Genomic DNA, 15,596 nt, shown 5'->3' on the forward strand with positions numbered 1-15,596 from the left:
GTCGTGGGTGGAGAGCTCGCCCTCCACCGTGTTGTCGCGCACCCGCCACTCGGCGCCGGCGCGCAGGCTGCGGTGCAGGCCGCGCCCTTCGGCAAAGTCGCCGCTGCCAAAGCCGTGGCCGGCAAACAGGCGCCAGTCGTCCGCCAACGGTGCGCTGTAGCCCACGGTGTCGATGCCGTAGTCGCCATTACCGATGGTGGGGTTGGGGCTGGACGACAGGCCCCGGTAGCCCGAGATGCGCAGCTCGGGCATGCGGTAGACGCGGCGCAGGCGGTCCAGCCGCTGCACTTGGCGGTTTTCGGGGTAGCGCGCCATCACGTCGTCGGCCAGCGCATCGGCCTGTGCCCACTCCTGCAGGTCCAGCGCGGTAAAGCCCTGCTGCAGTTCAAGTCCAAGGGCGCGCGGCTCCATGGCCTCGACCAGTTTGAGCTCTTCTTCAGCGCGGCGCGGCCAGGCGCGGCCCCGGTACACGCCCGCCAAAGCGATGCGTGCGCCCAGGTGGCCGGGGGCCATGGCCACCATGCGCTCGAAGCGCAGTTGCGCCTCGGGCGTGTCGTCGGCAAAGCTGTGCGCCTGCGCGGCCATCATGGCGGCGCCTGGCCAGGCGCCCAGGCCTGAAGGGGTCTTTGCCAGTGCCTGCGCCGTGCGGTCGGCCAGGGCCACGGCCTGGTCCATGGCCTCGGTCTCCACCAGTGCGTAGAACAGGCCGGAGGTGTCGATCACGCTGCCCGCCGGGGTGGCCGGGTCGGCCTGGCTGCGCGCCAGCAGCTCGCTGTAGAGCAGGCGCGCGGCCTCGGCCTGGCGCAGATACAGGTAGGCGCCGGCGGCCCAGCGCAGGGCGTAGTCGGGCACGGGCACGCCTTCGCGCCGCAGGGCCTCGTACTCGGCCACGGCATCGGCCATGCGCGCGCGCACGGTGAGCGCGCCGATGCGGTCCACGCGCATGCGCTGCACATCGCGCGCGGCGTCGGGGTCGGCGCGCCAGGTGGTCAGCGCGCGTTCGTAGTGCAGCAGCGCCCGGTCGGCCAGCGCAAAGCGCTCGCCCTCGCTGCGCGTGGGCGAAAAGGACAGCCGCACCAGCTCGGCGCCGATGTCGGCCTGCAGCCGGCGCTGCTGCGCGGTGTTCATGAGCGCGGGGCGCGCATCCACCAGTTGCTGCGCCTGCGTTGGCAGGCCGGCCGACTGCAGCGCATCGGCATAGGCCACCTGCACGGCGTTGTCGTCAGGGGCCAGCGAGCGGGCGCGGCTCACCTCGGTCAGCGCGGCATAGAAGCGGCGTGCGGCGGTATGCACATAGGCCAGGGCCAGGCGGCGCTGCGCCACCATGGGCGCATCGGCCACCAGGGCCTGGGCATTGACCAGCGCCTGCTCGTCGCGCCCCGCGTCGGCCAGCACCTGCACCTGGCCAATGCGCAGCTGCGCATCGCCGGGCGCCAGGGCCAGCGCGCGGGCATACACGGCCAGGGCGTCATCCCACTCGCGCAGGTTGCGGTGGGCGCGTGCCACGGTGCCCAGCGTGCTCACCGGCAGCGCGCGCTGCAGGCCATGCTGGCGGTACACCTGCACCACCTCGCCATCGAGCCCGGCCCAGCCGGCGATATCGATCCAGTCGGCCACGTGGCGCGCCCCTTCGGCTTCAGTGAGTGGCTGCGCGCGCAAAAACGCGAGGGCGGGCGCGGTGTCACCCTCCCGGGCGCGGCGCACCATGGTGTCGTAACTGTCGTTCAGCGGGGGAGATGCGTGCGCCAGCGCACAGACCATTGCGCCGGTGGCCAACGCGGCCTTGAATGCCCTCCCGGAAGCACCGGGCGCATGGCGGGCCGCGCCTAACACCGGGCGGCTTCAGGGGCGAAGTCTTGAAGGGACCGAGGGAGGCAGCAGCCATGCGCAGCTGCGGCAGGCCCACAGGCCCGCGCTGTGCATGGTGAAAGCAGGGAGATGAATAGCATCAGCCATGGTGGCCGATGGGGGGACGGGGCGCTGTAGCTGTGCGGGCCGCGCCTGTGTCAGCGAAGAGGCCATGGACCAGGCGGCCTGCGCCATGCGGCCCTCCCCCCGGTGTGTCTATGCAAGCAGAGACGATTGCGCCGGGGACGCCACCCTGTAGCAGTCCTTGCCGGCGCGCTTGGCCTCGTACAGGGCTTCATCGGCCAGGCGCATGAGCAGTTGCGGCTCGGTACCATGGTCCGGCGCATACGCCACGCCGATGCTGGCGCGGATGCGGGCTTCGCCCCCGGCCAGCGCAATGGGCTGCCTGAGCCGCTCCAGCACCCGGTCCAGCACGGTCTCCACCTGGCCCCGGTCTTGCACGTTGGTAAGCGCAATGGCGAATTCATCGCCCCCCAGGCGCGTCACGGTGTCCTGGCTGCGCACACAGGCCAGCAAGCGCCTGGCCGTCTCCACCAGCACCTGGTCGCCCGCGGCGTGCCCCAGCGCGTCGTTCACGGCCTTGAAGCCGTCGAGGTCGATGTAGCACACGGCCACCAGGCTCGATGCCACGCCCAGTTGCTCGAGCGCCGCGCGCAGGCGCTCGGCAAACTGCGTGCGATTGGCCAGGCCGGTGAGTGCGTCGTGCAGGGCCAGTTGCGCCAACTGGTCCTCCCGCCCCTTCATGGCGGAGATGTCGACAAACATCCACAGCGATTCGTCGCCCGAGACCGGCGTCCCGCTCAGATCGATCCAGACCGGGCTGCCGTCCTTGCGCCGCATCTTGAGCTGGGTGCGGTAGCGGCGGTTGTCGCGAAGGTGCTCATACCCTTGCGCCCCGACCCGTTCGTAAGACTCGTCGTCCAGATAGAGCAGGCGCGAAGGCTCTCCATCCAGTTCATCGGGGCCGTAGCCAAAGATCGCCTTGAACGCCTTGTTCGACCAGACCGTGGTGCGGCTCTTGGTGCGCACCATGCCGATCAGCTCGTTGTCCAGCATCAGCTGCTGTTGCTGGAGCAGGCCGGCGATGCGCCGTTCGGCCAGCACATGGCGCTGGCGCTGGACATACAGGCCGAACGATGCCCCCACCATCGACACGCCGGCCAGCAGCAGCAGCGCGGCGATGATCTGCACATCGCGCCGCCAGGGCGCCAGGAAGTCGCTCGGCGCCAAGCCCGCCAGAACCGTCAGCTCGAACCCGGGAACCCGGTGGTAGGCAGTCACCCGCTCGATGCCGTCGAGCGCCGTGGGGGTGCGGTACCAGCCTTGTGCAGGGTTGCGCGCCAGGGCGTCCCGGAGTTCGCTGGACACGCTGGCGGAGCCGAGGTTTCTGTCGCTGATGGGCTCGTCGGGCACGAAGCGCGCAATCAGCCGCAGGTCTTTCGAGCGCAGCGAGATGGCGCCCGACTTGCCCAGCTTCAACCGGCTGAAGCTGCGCGCGAAATGCGCGCTGGACAGGTTGGCATACGCCACGCCGCCAAAGCTTCCATCCCGGTTTTCGATGCGCCTTGCCAGAACGATTCCCCACTGCCTGGTGATCCGGCCCTGCAGCGGCTCGGAAACGGCCAGGCCATCGGTGAGGCGTGCGGCTTCGAAATAGCCACGGTCGGCAATGCTCACCGGCGCGGCGCCCTGGGCCAGCCCCGCGCGCACCATGCCGTCGGGTCCGGCAATGCGAATGGCGTCCACCTCGGGCAAAAGCTTTTCCTGGTGGCGCAGCACCTTGTCGATGGCCAGGGGTCCGGCCTCATCGGCCAACCCGGCCCGGTAAGCGGACGTGGCGCTCGACAGCGCGTTGTCGACCAGCCTGAGTTCACCGGCGATTTCCGCAGCCAGGCCTGCGGCCATGTTCTGCGCGACCTCGGCGGCACGGGCCTCGTCGGCATGCAGGCTGGTCTTAAGCCCGAACCACCCCGCCACGAACAGCAGCCCGATGATGGCAAGGTTGCCACACACCAGGTGAATCGCAAAACGCCTCAGCTTGGCGTCAGAAAGGTCGATGGAATGCGGCAAGGAAATTCAGCAAGGGGGAAGGTGCGGCCATCCCATTATCGACGCAGCGCCAAGCGGCAGCCCCCGTGGAAAACACCCTCCTCCTTGCAAACATGCACGGCTCCCCCCCCGCCTTGCCGATGGCGGCATGCAGCATCTGCGGCGTGCAGGGCTTGGTCAGCACGTCAAAGCCCAGTTGCGAGATGCGCGCCAGCTGCTCGGCATACCCGGTCATCATCACCACCCGCTGCGCAGGACACTTCTAGCGGAGGTGCCTGGCCAGGACCTCGCCGTTGAGCGCACCGGGCATCATCACGTCGGTCAGCACCAGGTCGGGCCGCTTGCCTTCATCGAGCAGGTAGATGGCCTTGTCGGCCCGGTCGACCCGGGTAACGGTGCACCCCAGCGACTGCAGCAGGGGCACCAGCGACTCTGCCACCTCGTCGTTGTCCACCACCAGCAGGCTCCTGCCCAGGGGCTTGAAGGTGGTGTCTGCGGCGGCCTCGTCCCCGGTTGCGCGGGGGGCCGTGCTGGGCAGGTACAGGCTGATGCGCGTGCCCTTGCCCAGCTCGCTGGAGATGTGCGCGCAGCCGCCCACCCCCTGGCAAAAGCCATGCACCTGGCCCAGGCCCGTGCCCTGGCCCACCGGCTTGGTGGTGAAGAAGGGCTCGAACACCTTGTCCAGGTCGTCCGGCGCAATGCCGCTGCCCCCCCGAATGGGTGACGCGCTCCCGCCCGCGCATGCCCAAAGGCCGCGCTACCATCCCCGGCAGAGACATCCCAAGCGCTGCACGCATGCAGCGACAGCAGCCCTCAGACGAAGACGAAGACGAGGACGAGGACATGACCTTGATGGACACCCGCCAGTTCCCCCGCGTGACCTTCCGGCCCTTTGCCGGCCCCTCGGACTACGAGGCCATGGTGGCCTGCGCCAACGCCAGCTTCTCGGCCGATGACACCGGATTTTTTCGCACCGTGCCCGAGGTGGCCCGCGACTACGCATCGTTCACCAGCTGCGTGCCCGAACGCGACGTGTGGATCGCCGATGCCGGCACCGAGATTGCGGGCTACGTGCGCTCCTGGCCCTGGGCGCAGGCAGACGGTCTGCAGCTGTACGCCCAGTTCGCCGTGGTCGCGCCGCACTGGCGCCGCCAGGGCATCGGCAGAAGGCTGCACGCCTGGCTGGAACAGCGCCAGCGCACCCAGGCCGCAGCAGAGCACCCGCTGGCGGCACGGCATGCGCACCACGCCTTCGTCACCCAGGGCGAGACCGCGCGCGCAGCCCTGCTGGAAAAAGCCGGCTACACGCCCGAGCGCTATTTCTTCACCATGGTGCGCCCCACGCTCGACCAGGTAGCCGACTTTCCCCTGCCCGAAGGGCTGGAGCTGCGGCCGGTGCAACCCGACCACTACCGCGCCATCTGGGACGCACATTGCCGGGCCTTCCAGAGCCACTGGGGATATTGCCCGCCCGAAGAGGCGGACTACCTGCAGTGGCTCAAGAGCCCGGTGTTCCAGCCCCATCTGTGGCAAGTCGCCTGGGACGTGCAGACCCACCAGGTGGCCGGACAGGTGCGCACCTACATCGACCCCACCTGGAACCAGGGCAACGGCCGCCAGCGCGGCTGGACCGAGTTCATCAGCGTGGTCGAACCCTGGCGCCGCCGCGGCCTGGCCCGCGCGCTGATCTCACACAGCCTGCGCGCCCAGGCCGCCGCCGGCATGGCCGAGTCGGGCCTGGGCGTGGACAGCCAGAACGGCAGCGGTGCCAACCGCGTGTACGAGGACTGCGGCTTTGTGGTGGACCGGCGCAACTGCGTGTACCGCAAGCCGCTGGTGCCGGGGCCGGACAGGGTCGCTGCCGGCTGAGCAAGGGGCCAGGCGCTACCGATGGCCGCCATCGGCAGCGCACCGCGCCTGGCATCCCATCCCGCCAAGGCCGCTGCGCGACCCCTGGGAGATCGTAAACAGGTTCTGAGGCAAAGTGGTACCCTGCTCCTGCAGCCCGCCCCCTGAAGATCCACCGTTTGACCGAGCCCCCATGAAAACCATCGACGAAATGCTGAGCCTGGATCTGCTCACGCACGAGCAGCACACCGAGATCAGCGCGTGGATCGCGCATTCCTCCACGCCCGACGAGATCCTGCAGATGCCCGCCGCGCTGTGGCGCGCCGTGGAGAAGGCCAGCCAGGTGATGGGCATCGATGCCGACCTGCTGCGCCCGCCGGCGCTGGACGCGGGCGGCATGGTCACGGGGTAGCGGAGCCGCGCCCGTGCAGCAGCGCTTGAGTTTTGCCTGCACGCAGTGCGGCCGGTGCTGCCAGAACCACCGGGTGCCGCTGACCGTGCACGAAGCCATGGCCTGGCTGCGCCGCGGCGGCGATGTGCACCTGCTGTGCGACGCGGTGGTATGGCCTGCCGAGCCGCCCGCGGACGATGCCTTCGCGGCCTACAAGCGGCAGCGCAGCTTTGCCGCCGCCAGCGCGGTCATGGCGGTGCGGGTGGGCGTCATCCTGGCCGCATCGTTCCCCGGCCGTTGCCCGAACCTGATGGACGACAACCGCTGCGGCATCTATGCCGAGCGGCCGCTGGTCTGCCGCATCTACCCGGCCTCGATCAACCCCTTCGAGCCCCTGGGCGCCGAATCCAAGGCCTGCCCGCCCGAGGCCTGGGATGCGCGCGGCCCGGCCTTTGTGCGCGCGGGCCAGTTGGTGGACCATGCCACCCAGCCCCTGATCGACCAGGCCCGCCACCTGGCCGTGCAGGAGATGCCCGCCAAGCAGCGCCTGTGCGATGCCCTGGGCATACGCGTGGCGGCCATGGCCAACGAAGGCTTTGTGGTGCACAAGCCGCCGCGCGCTGCGTTGCTGGCGGCGCTGGAGGAGTCGAGCGCCGCCATGGCCTGCGCCACCGCAATGGCCCCGGCGCAGGATCCGCCCGGCGACTGGCGCCTGCTGAGCCCACGCGCCACCACGCTGGAGATCCTGGCCGAGATCCACGCCGATGCGCTGGACGCCAGCCAGGCCGGCCGGCTGGGCGTGGAGTACCTGGACCTGCAACCACAGCCCGCCAGCGCCGCTGGTTGATCGATCGACCACCAACCCTGCGGTGGGCTTGCCTGCCGGCCTGTTGGCATTCTGGCTCTGGCGCCACCCAGAGGAATGGGCCGCGCCGGGCGCCAGCCGCCTGCAGCGCTGGTGGGCCCTGCCCAAGGCGCGGCCCTTCATCGTCTGGATCGGCCTGCCCGGCCTGCGCCTGCGGGTCATCCAGTCCTACCTGCACATCCTGCTGGACGAGCGCACCGCCTCCAACGATGGGCGCGTGTACGAGCAGTTGGCCCTGCTGCCCGCGCCCCTCAACGCACAAGACCTTGGCGCACGGCCTGTGGGACGCCAGCCTGCTGGCCACGCTGACAAGCACCCAGGCCCTGCCCCTGCGCTCGCATGCTGACATCGATGCGCTGCAAGCCCCACCTGGCGGCCTACCCCACGCTTGCGGCAGTATCGCCGAGATACCGCAGGGCCATGGTGCTGCCGCTGCCGGGCATCCGGCCGGTGCGGCTGCATGCCACAGCCCCCGTCAGCGGCCACCGGCCGCGAGAGGTCGAAGCGCAACGCATCGGGCGCTGGGAGCGCTTGCGGGGCTACGGACGGCACTTCTTCGAGGTCACCGAGTACAGCAGCCTGGATCTGTCGCGCCGCTTCCGGCAGAGCGCGACTGGCTTGCACCGCGTGGCAGTCGGTTCAGCGGCCTGGCCTTTACCCTCCGACATACGCCGCCAATTCCTCCGGAGCCCCCTTCGGAAACGCCTGCTTCAGATGCTCCAGAAACGCCGACACCCGCGCGCTGAGCAGCCGGCGTGACGGGTACAGCGCCCACAGCTCGATGGCCGGGCCGGGCACGTCGCCCCAGTGCACCAGGGTGCCGGCAGCGATATCGTGGCCGACCAGCGAGATGGGCAGGCGGGCCACGCCCACACCGCGGCGCACGGCGTCGCGAACCATGATGAGCGAGGCCAGGCTGAGCACGGGGTCGGTGGCCAGGGTCTGGGGTGCGGCGGGCTTGCCTTTGGCTTTTGCCGGTGCTGTCATCTCCCATGCGTTGCCTTGCTGCGCCGTGCCCGCGCCGCGCACCACGGCCGGCACGGCAGTGGTGCTGCCCTTGCGTGGCCGCGCCAGGCCGGGCGGGGCCACCACCACCAGGCGGTCGCGCAGCAGCACGCGGCCGATCAGGCTGGCGTCGGGCGGCGGGTTGACGCGGATCACCAGGTCGTAGCCCTCCTCCACCATGTCCACGCTGCGGTCCTCGGTGGTCACCGTGAGCCGCACGGCGGGGTGGCGCAGCGCAAAGTCGGCAGCCAGCCGGCCCATGGCAGTCTGCGAGAACAGCAGCGGCGCGCTGATGCGCAGGCGCCCGCGCGGTTGCCCGCCGCCCGAGGCGATGGCAGCGGCGGCCTCGTCGATCTCGGTGAGCAGCGTGCCGGTGCGCTCGTGCAGCGCGCGGCCCTCTTCGGTGAGCTTGACGGCGCGCGCACCGCGCTCCAGCAGACGCAGGGAGAGGGCGGCCTCCAGCTCGGCCACGCGGCGCGACAGCGTGGCCTTGGGCCGCCCCGATTCGCGCGCGGCGCGGCCAAAGCCGCCGTGGCGGGCGACGAGGTTGAAGTCGGCAAGGGCATGCAGGTCCATGGCGAAGTGTTCCGCTGGTGAGACAGTGCGTCCAACTATAACGGCTATCGGATCACGGATGGGATCCCTAAAGTTCGGGCTGTCAACCACCCAACCCGGAGAAATTTCCATGACCATCGCCTCTTCCCAAGCCTCTTCTTCCCCCGCCATCCTCGTCACTGGTGCCACCGGCACCGTGGGCCGCCAGGTCGTGCAGCAACTGGCCCGGCGCGGCGCCAACGTCCGTGCCCTGGTGCGCGACCTGACCAAGGCCGGCGACCTGCCCGCTGGCGTGACGGCCGTGCAGGGCGACCTGCTCGACGTGGATTCGCTGCGCGCCGCGTTCCAGGGCGTGGACACCTTGTTCCTGCTCAACGCCGTGGTGCCCGACGAGTTCACCCAGGCACTGGTGGCGCTGAACTTGGCACGCCAGGCAGGCATCACACGCATCGTCTACCTCTCGGTCATCCATGCCGACCGCTATGTCAACGTGCCGCACTTCGCGGGCAAGTACGGCGTGGAGCGCATGATCGAGCAGATGGGTTTTGGCGCCACCATCCTGCGCCCGGCCTACTTCATGGGCAACGACTGGACCATCAAGGACGTGGTGCTGGCCCACGGCGTGTACCCCATGCCCATCGGCGCCAAGGGCCTGGCCATGGTGGATACGGCCGACATTGCCGAGGTCGCCGCCATCGAGCTGCTGCGCCGCGCCCAGGCCAGCGGCCCGCTGCCCACCACGCGCATCAACCTGGTGGGCCCCGACACCCTGACCGGCGCCGGCGTGGCCGCCCTCTGGGCCGAGGTGCTGGGCCGCCCCATCGTGCACGGCGGCGACGACACCGCCGCCTTCGAGGCCAACCTGCGCCACTTCATGCCCGGCTGGATGGCCTACGACATGCGCCTGATGGCCGAGCGTTTTCTCACCGACGGCATGGTGCCCGAGGCGGGCGATGTGGAGCGCCTGACCACGCTGCTGGGCCGGCCGCTGCACAGCTACCGCGAGTTTGTAACCGAGGTCGCCGTCGCTGCATCGGCGCAGGCCTGAGCCCACCTCATTCCATTCACCCAGGAGAACACCATGATCTATTCCACCGCCACCGTTCCCGTCAACCCCGCCGGCGAGGCACCGCTCACCCGCGACCAGGCCTGGGCCGGGCTCGTCCTCAAAGCACGTGACGCGCGCCAATTCCTGCCGCCCGGCCTGTGCACCCGCTGCGACGTGGTCTACGACGGCGCCGATCACATCGTGCGCGAGGCCACCATCGGCGGCGCCGAGCTGCGCGAGATCATCGCGTTCGAGCCCGGCCACAAGGTGAGCTTTTTCCAGGCCACGGGTCCGCGCGAGGGGGTGATCGTCAACGAGCTGTTCGAGGACGAGGCTGGCGCCCTGCAACTGCGCTTTTACTGCTACACCGGCCTGCGCGGCAAGGCGCCCGGCGGCCCCGAGGAGCAGGCCGAGCAGGCATGGATGGACAGCGACAAGGGCTACAAGACGGCCCTGCTGTCCACCCTGAAGCGCACGCGGGAACTGGTGGCGCAGGGCGCGCTGTGAGCCAGGGCCATGGGTCAATCGATCCGCCCCATGCACTGGCGGCTGCCGCAATGCATATGATGATCACCCCATGCCCAGGCGCCCGCACCACAATGTCTATGTCGTCGAACTGTCGATGGCGGTGCTGCGCGAGCGCAAGTTCCTGCGCTGCAACCCCAGCTACATCGAGGGCAGGCCCTGCGTGTACGTGGGGATGACCGGGCTGGACCCGGACGTGCGTTTCGACAAGCACAAGGCCGGCATCCAGGCCAACCGCTTCGTCATGCTGTACGGCCTGCGCCTGCTGCCCGATCTGTACGAGGGCTTCAACCCCATGCGCTACGACGATGCGGTGGAGCGCGAGATCGAGATCGGCATCGATCTGCGCTCGGCAGGCTTCGGTGTCTGGCAGGCGTGAACGCCGGGCCTGCGCTCCCGGCGATACAGCTCAAGGCGCCGGGTTGAAAGCGCCTGCGCCCGTGTCCACCGGCGCTGGGCGCGCAGATGCTGCGGTGCGGGCAACGCTGCCGTCGGTGGACACCTGGGACGCCTGCTCCTGCACCACCGACACCGTGCCCGTGTACGAGCCGCCCCAGCCTTTGACGTTGTAGATGAACACGTAGTAGTTGCCCGCCCTGTCCACCCGTGTGGACACGGGCAGGCCGGTGCTGCAGTCCTGCTTGCGGCTCAGCTCGTCAAGCACGCAGATGCCGATGTCGGAACTGGCCTGGGTCAGGCTGAGCCGGCTGCCCGCCTGCAGTTGCACCACACCCTTGTAGTAATGGCGGATGTTGTTCTCGAACGAGGTGGAGATCCGCGAGCCGTTGGTGAGCTGCTGCATGGGCTTGTTGTTGCCGTTGAACAGCTCGAGGTCGAACGTCAGGTTGCCCGCATTGCGCGGGCTGATGCGCACCGTGTGCACGCCCGCCCGGGTGATGCGCCGTGCGGCGGAGATGACGCCGACGCCGGGCTCGCCGTCGTAGGTGACCATGACCTTGCCGTCGGGGTCGATCATCTCGTAGCGCCAGTCTGCCGACTGGCGGGTGATGCCCAGCGATATCACATGGCCGGGCTGCAGCATGGCGGTGGCGACGAACGGAGCCGCAGCGGTGGCGGTGAACGAGCGAGACGAACTGTTGCCCGTGTAGCTGGTGCCGTTGGCCGTGTAGCTGATGGTGGCGGGCTGCGCCTCCACGCTGGTGAAGTTCTGGTCGCGGAAGACCACGCCCGCACCCGCATTGGCCTGGGCGCCGATCAACCCGAAGCTCGCATCCGCCGGGCGGAACTGGTAGCGCAGGGACACCTCGTCCGCCGCGGTGAGCCCCAGGCCCTGGATGCGCGCGCCATCGAGCCGGAAGGTGGTTTCGTCTTCCCAGGTGATGCCGGTCATGGAGAAATACGGCGTGTATTGCGCGTGCGCCGCCATGCAGGCGGTGGCCGCTAGAGCGATGGCTGCAGTCTTGCGAAGCGAGGATGCCAGGTTCACGAAAAATACCTTTCTCTGAAGTGGTGGATGGACTGAGGGGCTGACCTGCACAGGGCGTGGCGGCGGGGTGCCCCGCGCGGCGTGTGCGCCGAATGCATTGCCGGTGGTTGCAGTAGTCCTTGCGGTGGCAAGCGGTGAAAAAGGGAACGCCAGGCAACGGCCTTGCAGGCAGCACAGCCCAGGGGGCTGGCAGGCTGTTCCCTGGCCTCTTGCACCCGCGACCTTACCCCAATGCAACGGCCCGTTTTGCTTTCGAAACATAGAGTTACCGCACCTTTGAACCACGCCCTCAATCCTCGTTGCGGCACTGGTTTTGTCAACCCGCCGCCGGGAGGGTTGACACCGCTCGGATTGACGCCGGTCAAGCAGACATTGACCTTCGTCAAGGCGGTCCGCGATGGGGTTCCAGACAATGGCCTGCATCGACCAGAGGAGACGACAGACATGCGCCTGAACCTGCCCACCACGGGCTGCGAATATGCCTTCCCCAAAGGCCAGACCCTCGTGTCCACCACCGACACCCAGGGGCGCATCACCCACTGCAACGCGGCCTTCGTGGCGGTCAGCGGCTACGCGCGCGACGAGCTGGTGGGACAGCCGCACAACATGATCCGCCACCCTGATATGCCCGAGGAGGCGTTCCGCGACATGTGGGCCACCATCGCCTCGGGCCGGCCCTGGTCGGCCCCGGTGAAGAACCGGCGCAAGGACGGCGACCACTACTGGGTGATGGCCAACGCCACGCCGCTGCTGCAGGACGGGCGGCCCGTGGGCTACATGTCGGTGCGCACCGAGGCCACGCGCGCGCAGATCGCCGCGGCCGAGCAGCTGTATGCCACGATGCGTGAAGAGAAGCAGGCCGGGCGGCGTGTGCACGGGCTGAGTGCCGGCCGCGTGCTGCGGCACACGCGGGTGGGGCGCGCGGCGCATGGGCTGGCCACGCTGGGCCTGTCGGCCCGGCTGGCGCTGGTGCTGCTTTCGTTGTTGCTGGCATCGCTGGTGGCCGGCGGGCTGCTGCCCGGCGCCGCCGGGTGGGCGCTGCAGTTGGCCCTGTTCGGCGCCGCCTGGTGGTACCTGGCGCGGCGGCTGGTGCAGCCCATCGCGGGCCTGACGCAGGTCGCCAACCGGGTTGCGGCCGGCGACCTGACGGCGATGGTGCGCCGCAGCCGCAACGATGAACTGGGCGATCTGGAGCAGGCACTGGGCCAACTGTCGTTCAACCTCTTCGCCATCGTGCGCGATGCGCGCGACGAGAGCGACGCCATGCGCCTGGGCGCGCAGGAGATCGCGCAGGGCAACCTCGACCTGTCGGCACGCACCGAGTCGCAGGCATCCAGCCTTGAGCAGACAGCCGCCGCGATGGAGCAGATCACCGGCACCGTGCGCCCGAGCGCCGACGCAGCCCGCCAGGCCACGGCCCTGGCAGGCCAGGCCAACGCAGCCGCCACGCGCAGCCGCGAGGCGGTGGACAGCGTGGGCCAGACCATGCGCGACATCGAGGGCGACTCCACGCGCATCGGCGAAATCACCCAGGTGATCGACTCCATCGCCTTCCAGACCAACATCCTCGCGCTCAACGCCGCCGTGGAGGCCGCGCGCGCGGGCGAACAGGGCCGGGGCTTTGCAGTGGTGGCCGGCGAGGTGCGCGCCCTGGCCCAGCGCAGCGCAGGTGCGGCGCGCGAGATCAAGGGCCTGATCGACCAGTCGGCCCAGCGCGTAGCGCAAGGCCAGCAGCGCACCCAGGCCGCCCGCGCCACCATGGCCGAGGTGGTCGAGGGAGTGCGCCGCGTGAGCGCCATCGTCGGCGAGATCAGCCATGCCAGCCAGGAACAGCTGGCCGGCATCTCCGAGGTCAACACCGCCGTGGGCCAGCTCGACACCATCACCCAGGACAACGCGGCCCTGGTGGAAGAGGTGGCGGCAGCGGCGCAGGGGCTGGTGCGCACGGCCGGTGCGGTGACGGATGCGGTGCAGGTGTTCAGGCTGGAGGCGGGGGTGCTGCCGTCGGCGCGGCCAGCGGTGCCGGGTCAGCGCGGCGCCAGGCCCGTGGTGCCGCCGCGTGGCAGGGGGTTGCGGGCGGTGTGATGCAAAACTTCAGCGGTCACCACCGCGCTCAGCGTCCCGCTGGCCCAGAAACCCGTTGCGGTAGCCCGCGATGAATGCGCGCAGCCGCTGCGCATCACCACCCATTGCCAGTTGGTTGCGCACGCGCAAAAGCGCGTCCAGCATTGGTTCAGGGTCCGCGAGAATGACACGCACTTGCTGTGCGGTGCCCGGGCTGCACAGCATTGCAGCGTCCTTGCCAAGCAACGCCGCGCCGGCCAAGTCGGGGTCGTGGCCAGCCATCTCCAGCAACCCCGCCTCTTCGTCGTAGAGCCGGTCCATGTTGCCGGCGGTGGCATAGGCCTGCGCCAGCGCCAGGAAGTCTGTGGCATCCTTGTTGTTGTCGCGACCACGGTCACGCCAGGCCAGCAGCTTGAGCACCGACAACGAGGGCAGTGTGCAGACATGCATCGCCAGCCCCGCGCCCAGATCCACCAGATCTGCACTGTCCAGCCCCTCCCTGAACCCGGCCACGTTCAGCACCACGTCATGGCCAGGCGGCCAGGTGATGGTCTGATCCTCTCCTGCCACGCCCCCGAAAGGGATGAGGTCCAACGGGATTCCACCGGGCCGCAGGTAGTGCATGCGGTGCGACTTGCCTTGTACTGCGAAGAACGCCCCCGTCGCAGCAAGGCGATCCTTCAATGCGGCGAAGCGCTCCCAGCTGTCGATGTACAGGCCGATGTCCACATCGCGCGTGGCCCTGCGCACGGCCTGCCCGTGCACGTGCGTGAGCATGATGTCCCGGGCCATGGCTCCGCCCACGAACACGCCGATGCCGAGTGCCTGCGTGGCCGCCTTCGCGTGCGCAAGAATCGCATGCAGGCCCGGCTCAATGGGGCGATCGGCACGGACTTTAAGCACCATTCTTGAGCCGCTCCATCAGCATGCCCGCCACTTCCACGCTGCGGCCTTCATTGCTGGCCATCAGATCCGCGTAGACCAGCAGCAAGGGCGCCACGGCCGGCGCCGCATTGTCTGATCGGGGCCAGAAGGCATCCAACACTTCGATGGGCCCGCCAGGATCCGGGCGCAGGCGGTGCTTGCGCAGCAACTGGCCCCGGTCCATCCAACTGTAGACGCATGCGCTCGCCGGGTTGATGTATTGCGTGATCGCAGCGGCAGCTACCTCACCGCCCAGCGCCACCTCGTGTTCATCAGTCAGAAGACTGCTCCCTCGCCAATCGGCATCCCCGCAGGCATACCGCTGCGGCTTGAGCTTGCCCCGCAGCGAAATCGGGTACTGCCGGGCCCACTCCGTCTGCAACGCCTGCCTATTTGCAAGACGCCGCTTGCGCGCCGCGCCTGTGATGAAACCCAGCGCAGCCAGGTCCTCGATGGCATTCGACGTGGATCCCAACGCCGCACCGGCCGCCTCGGCAATGGCACGCACGGGCTGCTGTGCCAAGCCTTCGATTGTCAGCAGCGCAAAGATCACCCGCAAGGTGCTGGCCTTGCGCAGGGCGGATTGGTCCGAGGGAATGTGCGGCTCCTTGTGGCGAGGCTTGCCGGTGATGAACACATGCGTTCCTGGCAGATCAAGATGCGCATTGCCCGCAGTGTCCAGGAAGTTGATCCCGGTACGCTGGCACTCCAACGCCAGATTGGGCGACACATAGGGCGCGATCAAGAGCCAAGGTTGTCCCTCGACCTGTTTGACCTCCTTCTCCATGCGGTACCAGACCAGGCTGTTGCGCTCGACGAGACGCACCTGCACCGCCAACGAAACGAGGTCCTGCCCCTGCCAGCCGAGTTCGACGGTTGCGTCCATGCCATCGTCTCTGGCGCCTCGCGAAGCCAGAACCTTGCCTTGCAGGACAGGCTTTGCGGCATCCAGGGCTTGCCTAATCACTGCGATTTTGTTCATTTTTTCACAATGTTCATTTTTTGT

16 protein-coding genes are annotated in these 15,596 nt (G+C 68.9%); 8 read left to right on the top strand and 8 right to left on the bottom strand.

What is annotated here, in order from left to right; genetic code table 11:
* The 4 genes from pgaA to ACK59X_RS20185 all read right to left on the bottom strand — a co-directional run.
* Positions 1-1,761 (bottom strand): poly-beta-1,6 N-acetyl-D-glucosamine export porin PgaA (pgaA, locus tag ACK59X_RS20170; protein ID WP_409960214.1); only part of this gene is annotated, 1,761 nt, incomplete at its 3' end.
* Positions 1,762-2,064: 303 nt separating this feature from the next.
* Entirely contained in the window at positions 2,065-3,882 is a 1,818-nt protein-coding gene (locus tag ACK59X_RS20175) for a diguanylate cyclase domain-containing protein (protein ID WP_409960151.1), read from the bottom strand.
* Positions 3,883-3,913: 31 nt separating this feature from the next.
* Positions 3,914-4,162, bottom strand: a complete 249-nt coding sequence (locus tag ACK59X_RS20180; RefSeq protein WP_409960153.1) for a hypothetical protein — start codon at positions 4,160-4,162, stop codon at positions 3,914-3,916.
* Positions 4,163-4,180: 18 nt separating this feature from the next.
* Positions 4,181-4,636, bottom strand: a complete 456-nt coding sequence (locus ACK59X_RS20185) for an ATP-binding protein (RefSeq protein WP_409960215.1) — start codon at positions 4,634-4,636, stop codon at positions 4,181-4,183.
* 77 nt (positions 4,637-4,713) lie between these two features.
* Between ACK59X_RS20185 and ACK59X_RS20190 the strand changes: the two genes are divergently transcribed.
* The 4 genes from ACK59X_RS20190 (at position 4,714) to ACK59X_RS20205 (ending at position 7,368) form a co-directional block, all read left to right on the top strand.
* Positions 4,714-5,787, top strand: a complete 1,074-nt coding sequence (locus ACK59X_RS20190) for a GNAT family N-acetyltransferase (protein ID WP_409960155.1) — start codon at positions 4,714-4,716, stop codon at positions 5,785-5,787.
* A 172-nt stretch (positions 5,788-5,959) separates the two neighbouring features.
* Complete coding sequence (locus tag ACK59X_RS20195) at positions 5,960-6,178, top strand: hypothetical protein (protein WP_409960157.1); 219 nt, start codon at positions 5,960-5,962, stop codon at positions 6,176-6,178.
* A gap of 13 nt (positions 6,179-6,191) precedes the next feature.
* Positions 6,192-7,004, top strand: a complete 813-nt coding sequence (locus ACK59X_RS20200; RefSeq protein ID WP_409960159.1) for a YkgJ family cysteine cluster protein — start codon at positions 6,192-6,194, stop codon at positions 7,002-7,004.
* A gap of 43 nt (positions 7,005-7,047) precedes the next feature.
* The gene (locus ACK59X_RS20205; protein WP_409960161.1) at positions 7,048-7,368 is read left to right on the top strand and encodes a hypothetical protein; all 321 of its coding nucleotides are present in this window, start codon (positions 7,048-7,050) and stop codon (positions 7,366-7,368) included.
* Between the two features lie 308 nt (positions 7,369-7,676).
* Here the strand turns inward: ACK59X_RS20205 and ACK59X_RS20210 are convergent, their stop codons facing one another.
* Positions 7,677-8,603, bottom strand: a complete 927-nt coding sequence (locus ACK59X_RS20210) for a LysR family transcriptional regulator (protein ID WP_409960163.1) — start codon at positions 8,601-8,603, stop codon at positions 7,677-7,679.
* 109 nt (positions 8,604-8,712) lie between these two features.
* On the opposite strand from ACK59X_RS20210, the gene ACK59X_RS20215 reads away from it, so the two are divergent.
* The 3 genes from ACK59X_RS20215 to ACK59X_RS20225 all read left to right on the top strand — a co-directional run bounded on the left by ACK59X_RS20215 (position 8,713) and on the right by ACK59X_RS20225 (position 10,534).
* The gene (locus ACK59X_RS20215; protein WP_409960165.1) at positions 8,713-9,630 is read left to right on the top strand and encodes an SDR family oxidoreductase; all 918 of its coding nucleotides are present in this window, start codon (positions 8,713-8,715) and stop codon (positions 9,628-9,630) included.
* A 33-nt stretch (positions 9,631-9,663) separates the two neighbouring features.
* Complete coding sequence (locus tag ACK59X_RS20220; protein ID WP_409960167.1) at positions 9,664-10,137, top strand: AtaL-like protein; 474 nt, start codon at positions 9,664-9,666, stop codon at positions 10,135-10,137.
* A 70-nt stretch (positions 10,138-10,207) separates the two neighbouring features.
* Positions 10,208-10,534 carry a hypothetical protein gene (locus tag ACK59X_RS20225; RefSeq protein WP_409960169.1) on the top strand — a complete coding sequence of 109 codons (327 nt, stop codon included), beginning with the start codon at positions 10,208-10,210 and terminating at the stop codon, positions 10,532-10,534.
* Positions 10,535-10,564: 30 nt separating this feature from the next.
* Here ACK59X_RS20225 and ACK59X_RS20230 read toward each other — a convergent pair whose 3' ends face one another.
* Positions 10,565-11,602 (bottom strand): hypothetical protein, encoded by a 1,038-nt coding sequence (locus ACK59X_RS20230; protein WP_409960171.1) that lies wholly within the window; start codon positions 11,600-11,602, stop codon positions 10,565-10,567.
* Positions 11,603-12,046: 444 nt separating this feature from the next.
* Between ACK59X_RS20230 and ACK59X_RS20235 the strand changes: the two genes are divergently transcribed.
* Positions 12,047-13,687 carry a methyl-accepting chemotaxis protein gene (locus ACK59X_RS20235; protein WP_409960173.1) on the top strand — a complete coding sequence of 547 codons (1,641 nt, stop codon included), beginning with the start codon at positions 12,047-12,049 and terminating at the stop codon, positions 13,685-13,687.
* Positions 13,688-13,696: 9 nt separating this feature from the next.
* Here ACK59X_RS20235 and ACK59X_RS20240 read toward each other — a convergent pair whose 3' ends face one another.
* Both ACK59X_RS20240 and ACK59X_RS20245 read right to left on the bottom strand, forming a co-directional pair.
* On the bottom strand, positions 13,697-14,572 hold the full coding sequence (locus ACK59X_RS20240; protein ID WP_409960175.1) for a nucleotidyl transferase AbiEii/AbiGii toxin family protein: 876 nt from the start codon (positions 14,570-14,572) through the stop codon (positions 13,697-13,699).
* Complete coding sequence (locus ACK59X_RS20245) at positions 14,562-15,476, bottom strand: type IV toxin-antitoxin system AbiEi family antitoxin (protein ID WP_409960177.1); 915 nt, start codon at positions 15,474-15,476, stop codon at positions 14,562-14,564. Before ACK59X_RS20245 ends, ACK59X_RS20240 begins: the two co-directional genes overlap by 11 nt.
* Between the last annotated feature and the right edge of the window lie 120 nt (positions 15,477-15,596).

The organism is Acidovorax sp. (genome assembly GCF_046339755.1).
Classification (GTDB): Bacteria; Pseudomonadota; Gammaproteobacteria; order Burkholderiales; family Burkholderiaceae_C; genus Acidovorax.

Coding starts and splice junctions, on each gene's coding strand:
- ACK59X_RS20190 (WP_409960155.1), top strand. CDS start 4,714: ATGCAGCGACAGCAGCCCTCAGACGAAGACGAAGACGAGGACGAGGAC.
- ACK59X_RS20195 (WP_409960157.1), top strand. CDS start 5,960: ATGAAAACCATCGACGAAATGCTGAGCCTGGATCTGCTCACGCACGAG.
- ACK59X_RS20210 (WP_409960163.1), bottom strand. CDS start 8,603: ATGGACCTGCATGCCCTTGCCGACTTCAACCTCGTCGCCCGCCACGGC.
- ACK59X_RS20215 (WP_409960165.1), top strand. CDS start 8,713: ATGACCATCGCCTCTTCCCAAGCCTCTTCTTCCCCCGCCATCCTCGTC.
- ACK59X_RS20220 (WP_409960167.1), top strand. CDS start 9,664: ATGATCTATTCCACCGCCACCGTTCCCGTCAACCCCGCCGGCGAGGCA.
- ACK59X_RS20225 (WP_409960169.1), top strand. CDS start 10,208: ATGCCCAGGCGCCCGCACCACAATGTCTATGTCGTCGAACTGTCGATG.
- ACK59X_RS20235 (WP_409960173.1), top strand. CDS start 12,047: ATGCGCCTGAACCTGCCCACCACGGGCTGCGAATATGCCTTCCCCAAA.
- ACK59X_RS20240 (WP_409960175.1), bottom strand. CDS start 14,572: ATGGTGCTTAAAGTCCGTGCCGATCGCCCCATTGAGCCGGGCCTGCAT.
- ACK59X_RS20245 (WP_409960177.1), bottom strand. CDS start 15,476: ATGGACGCAACCGTCGAACTCGGCTGGCAGGGGCAGGACCTCGTTTCG.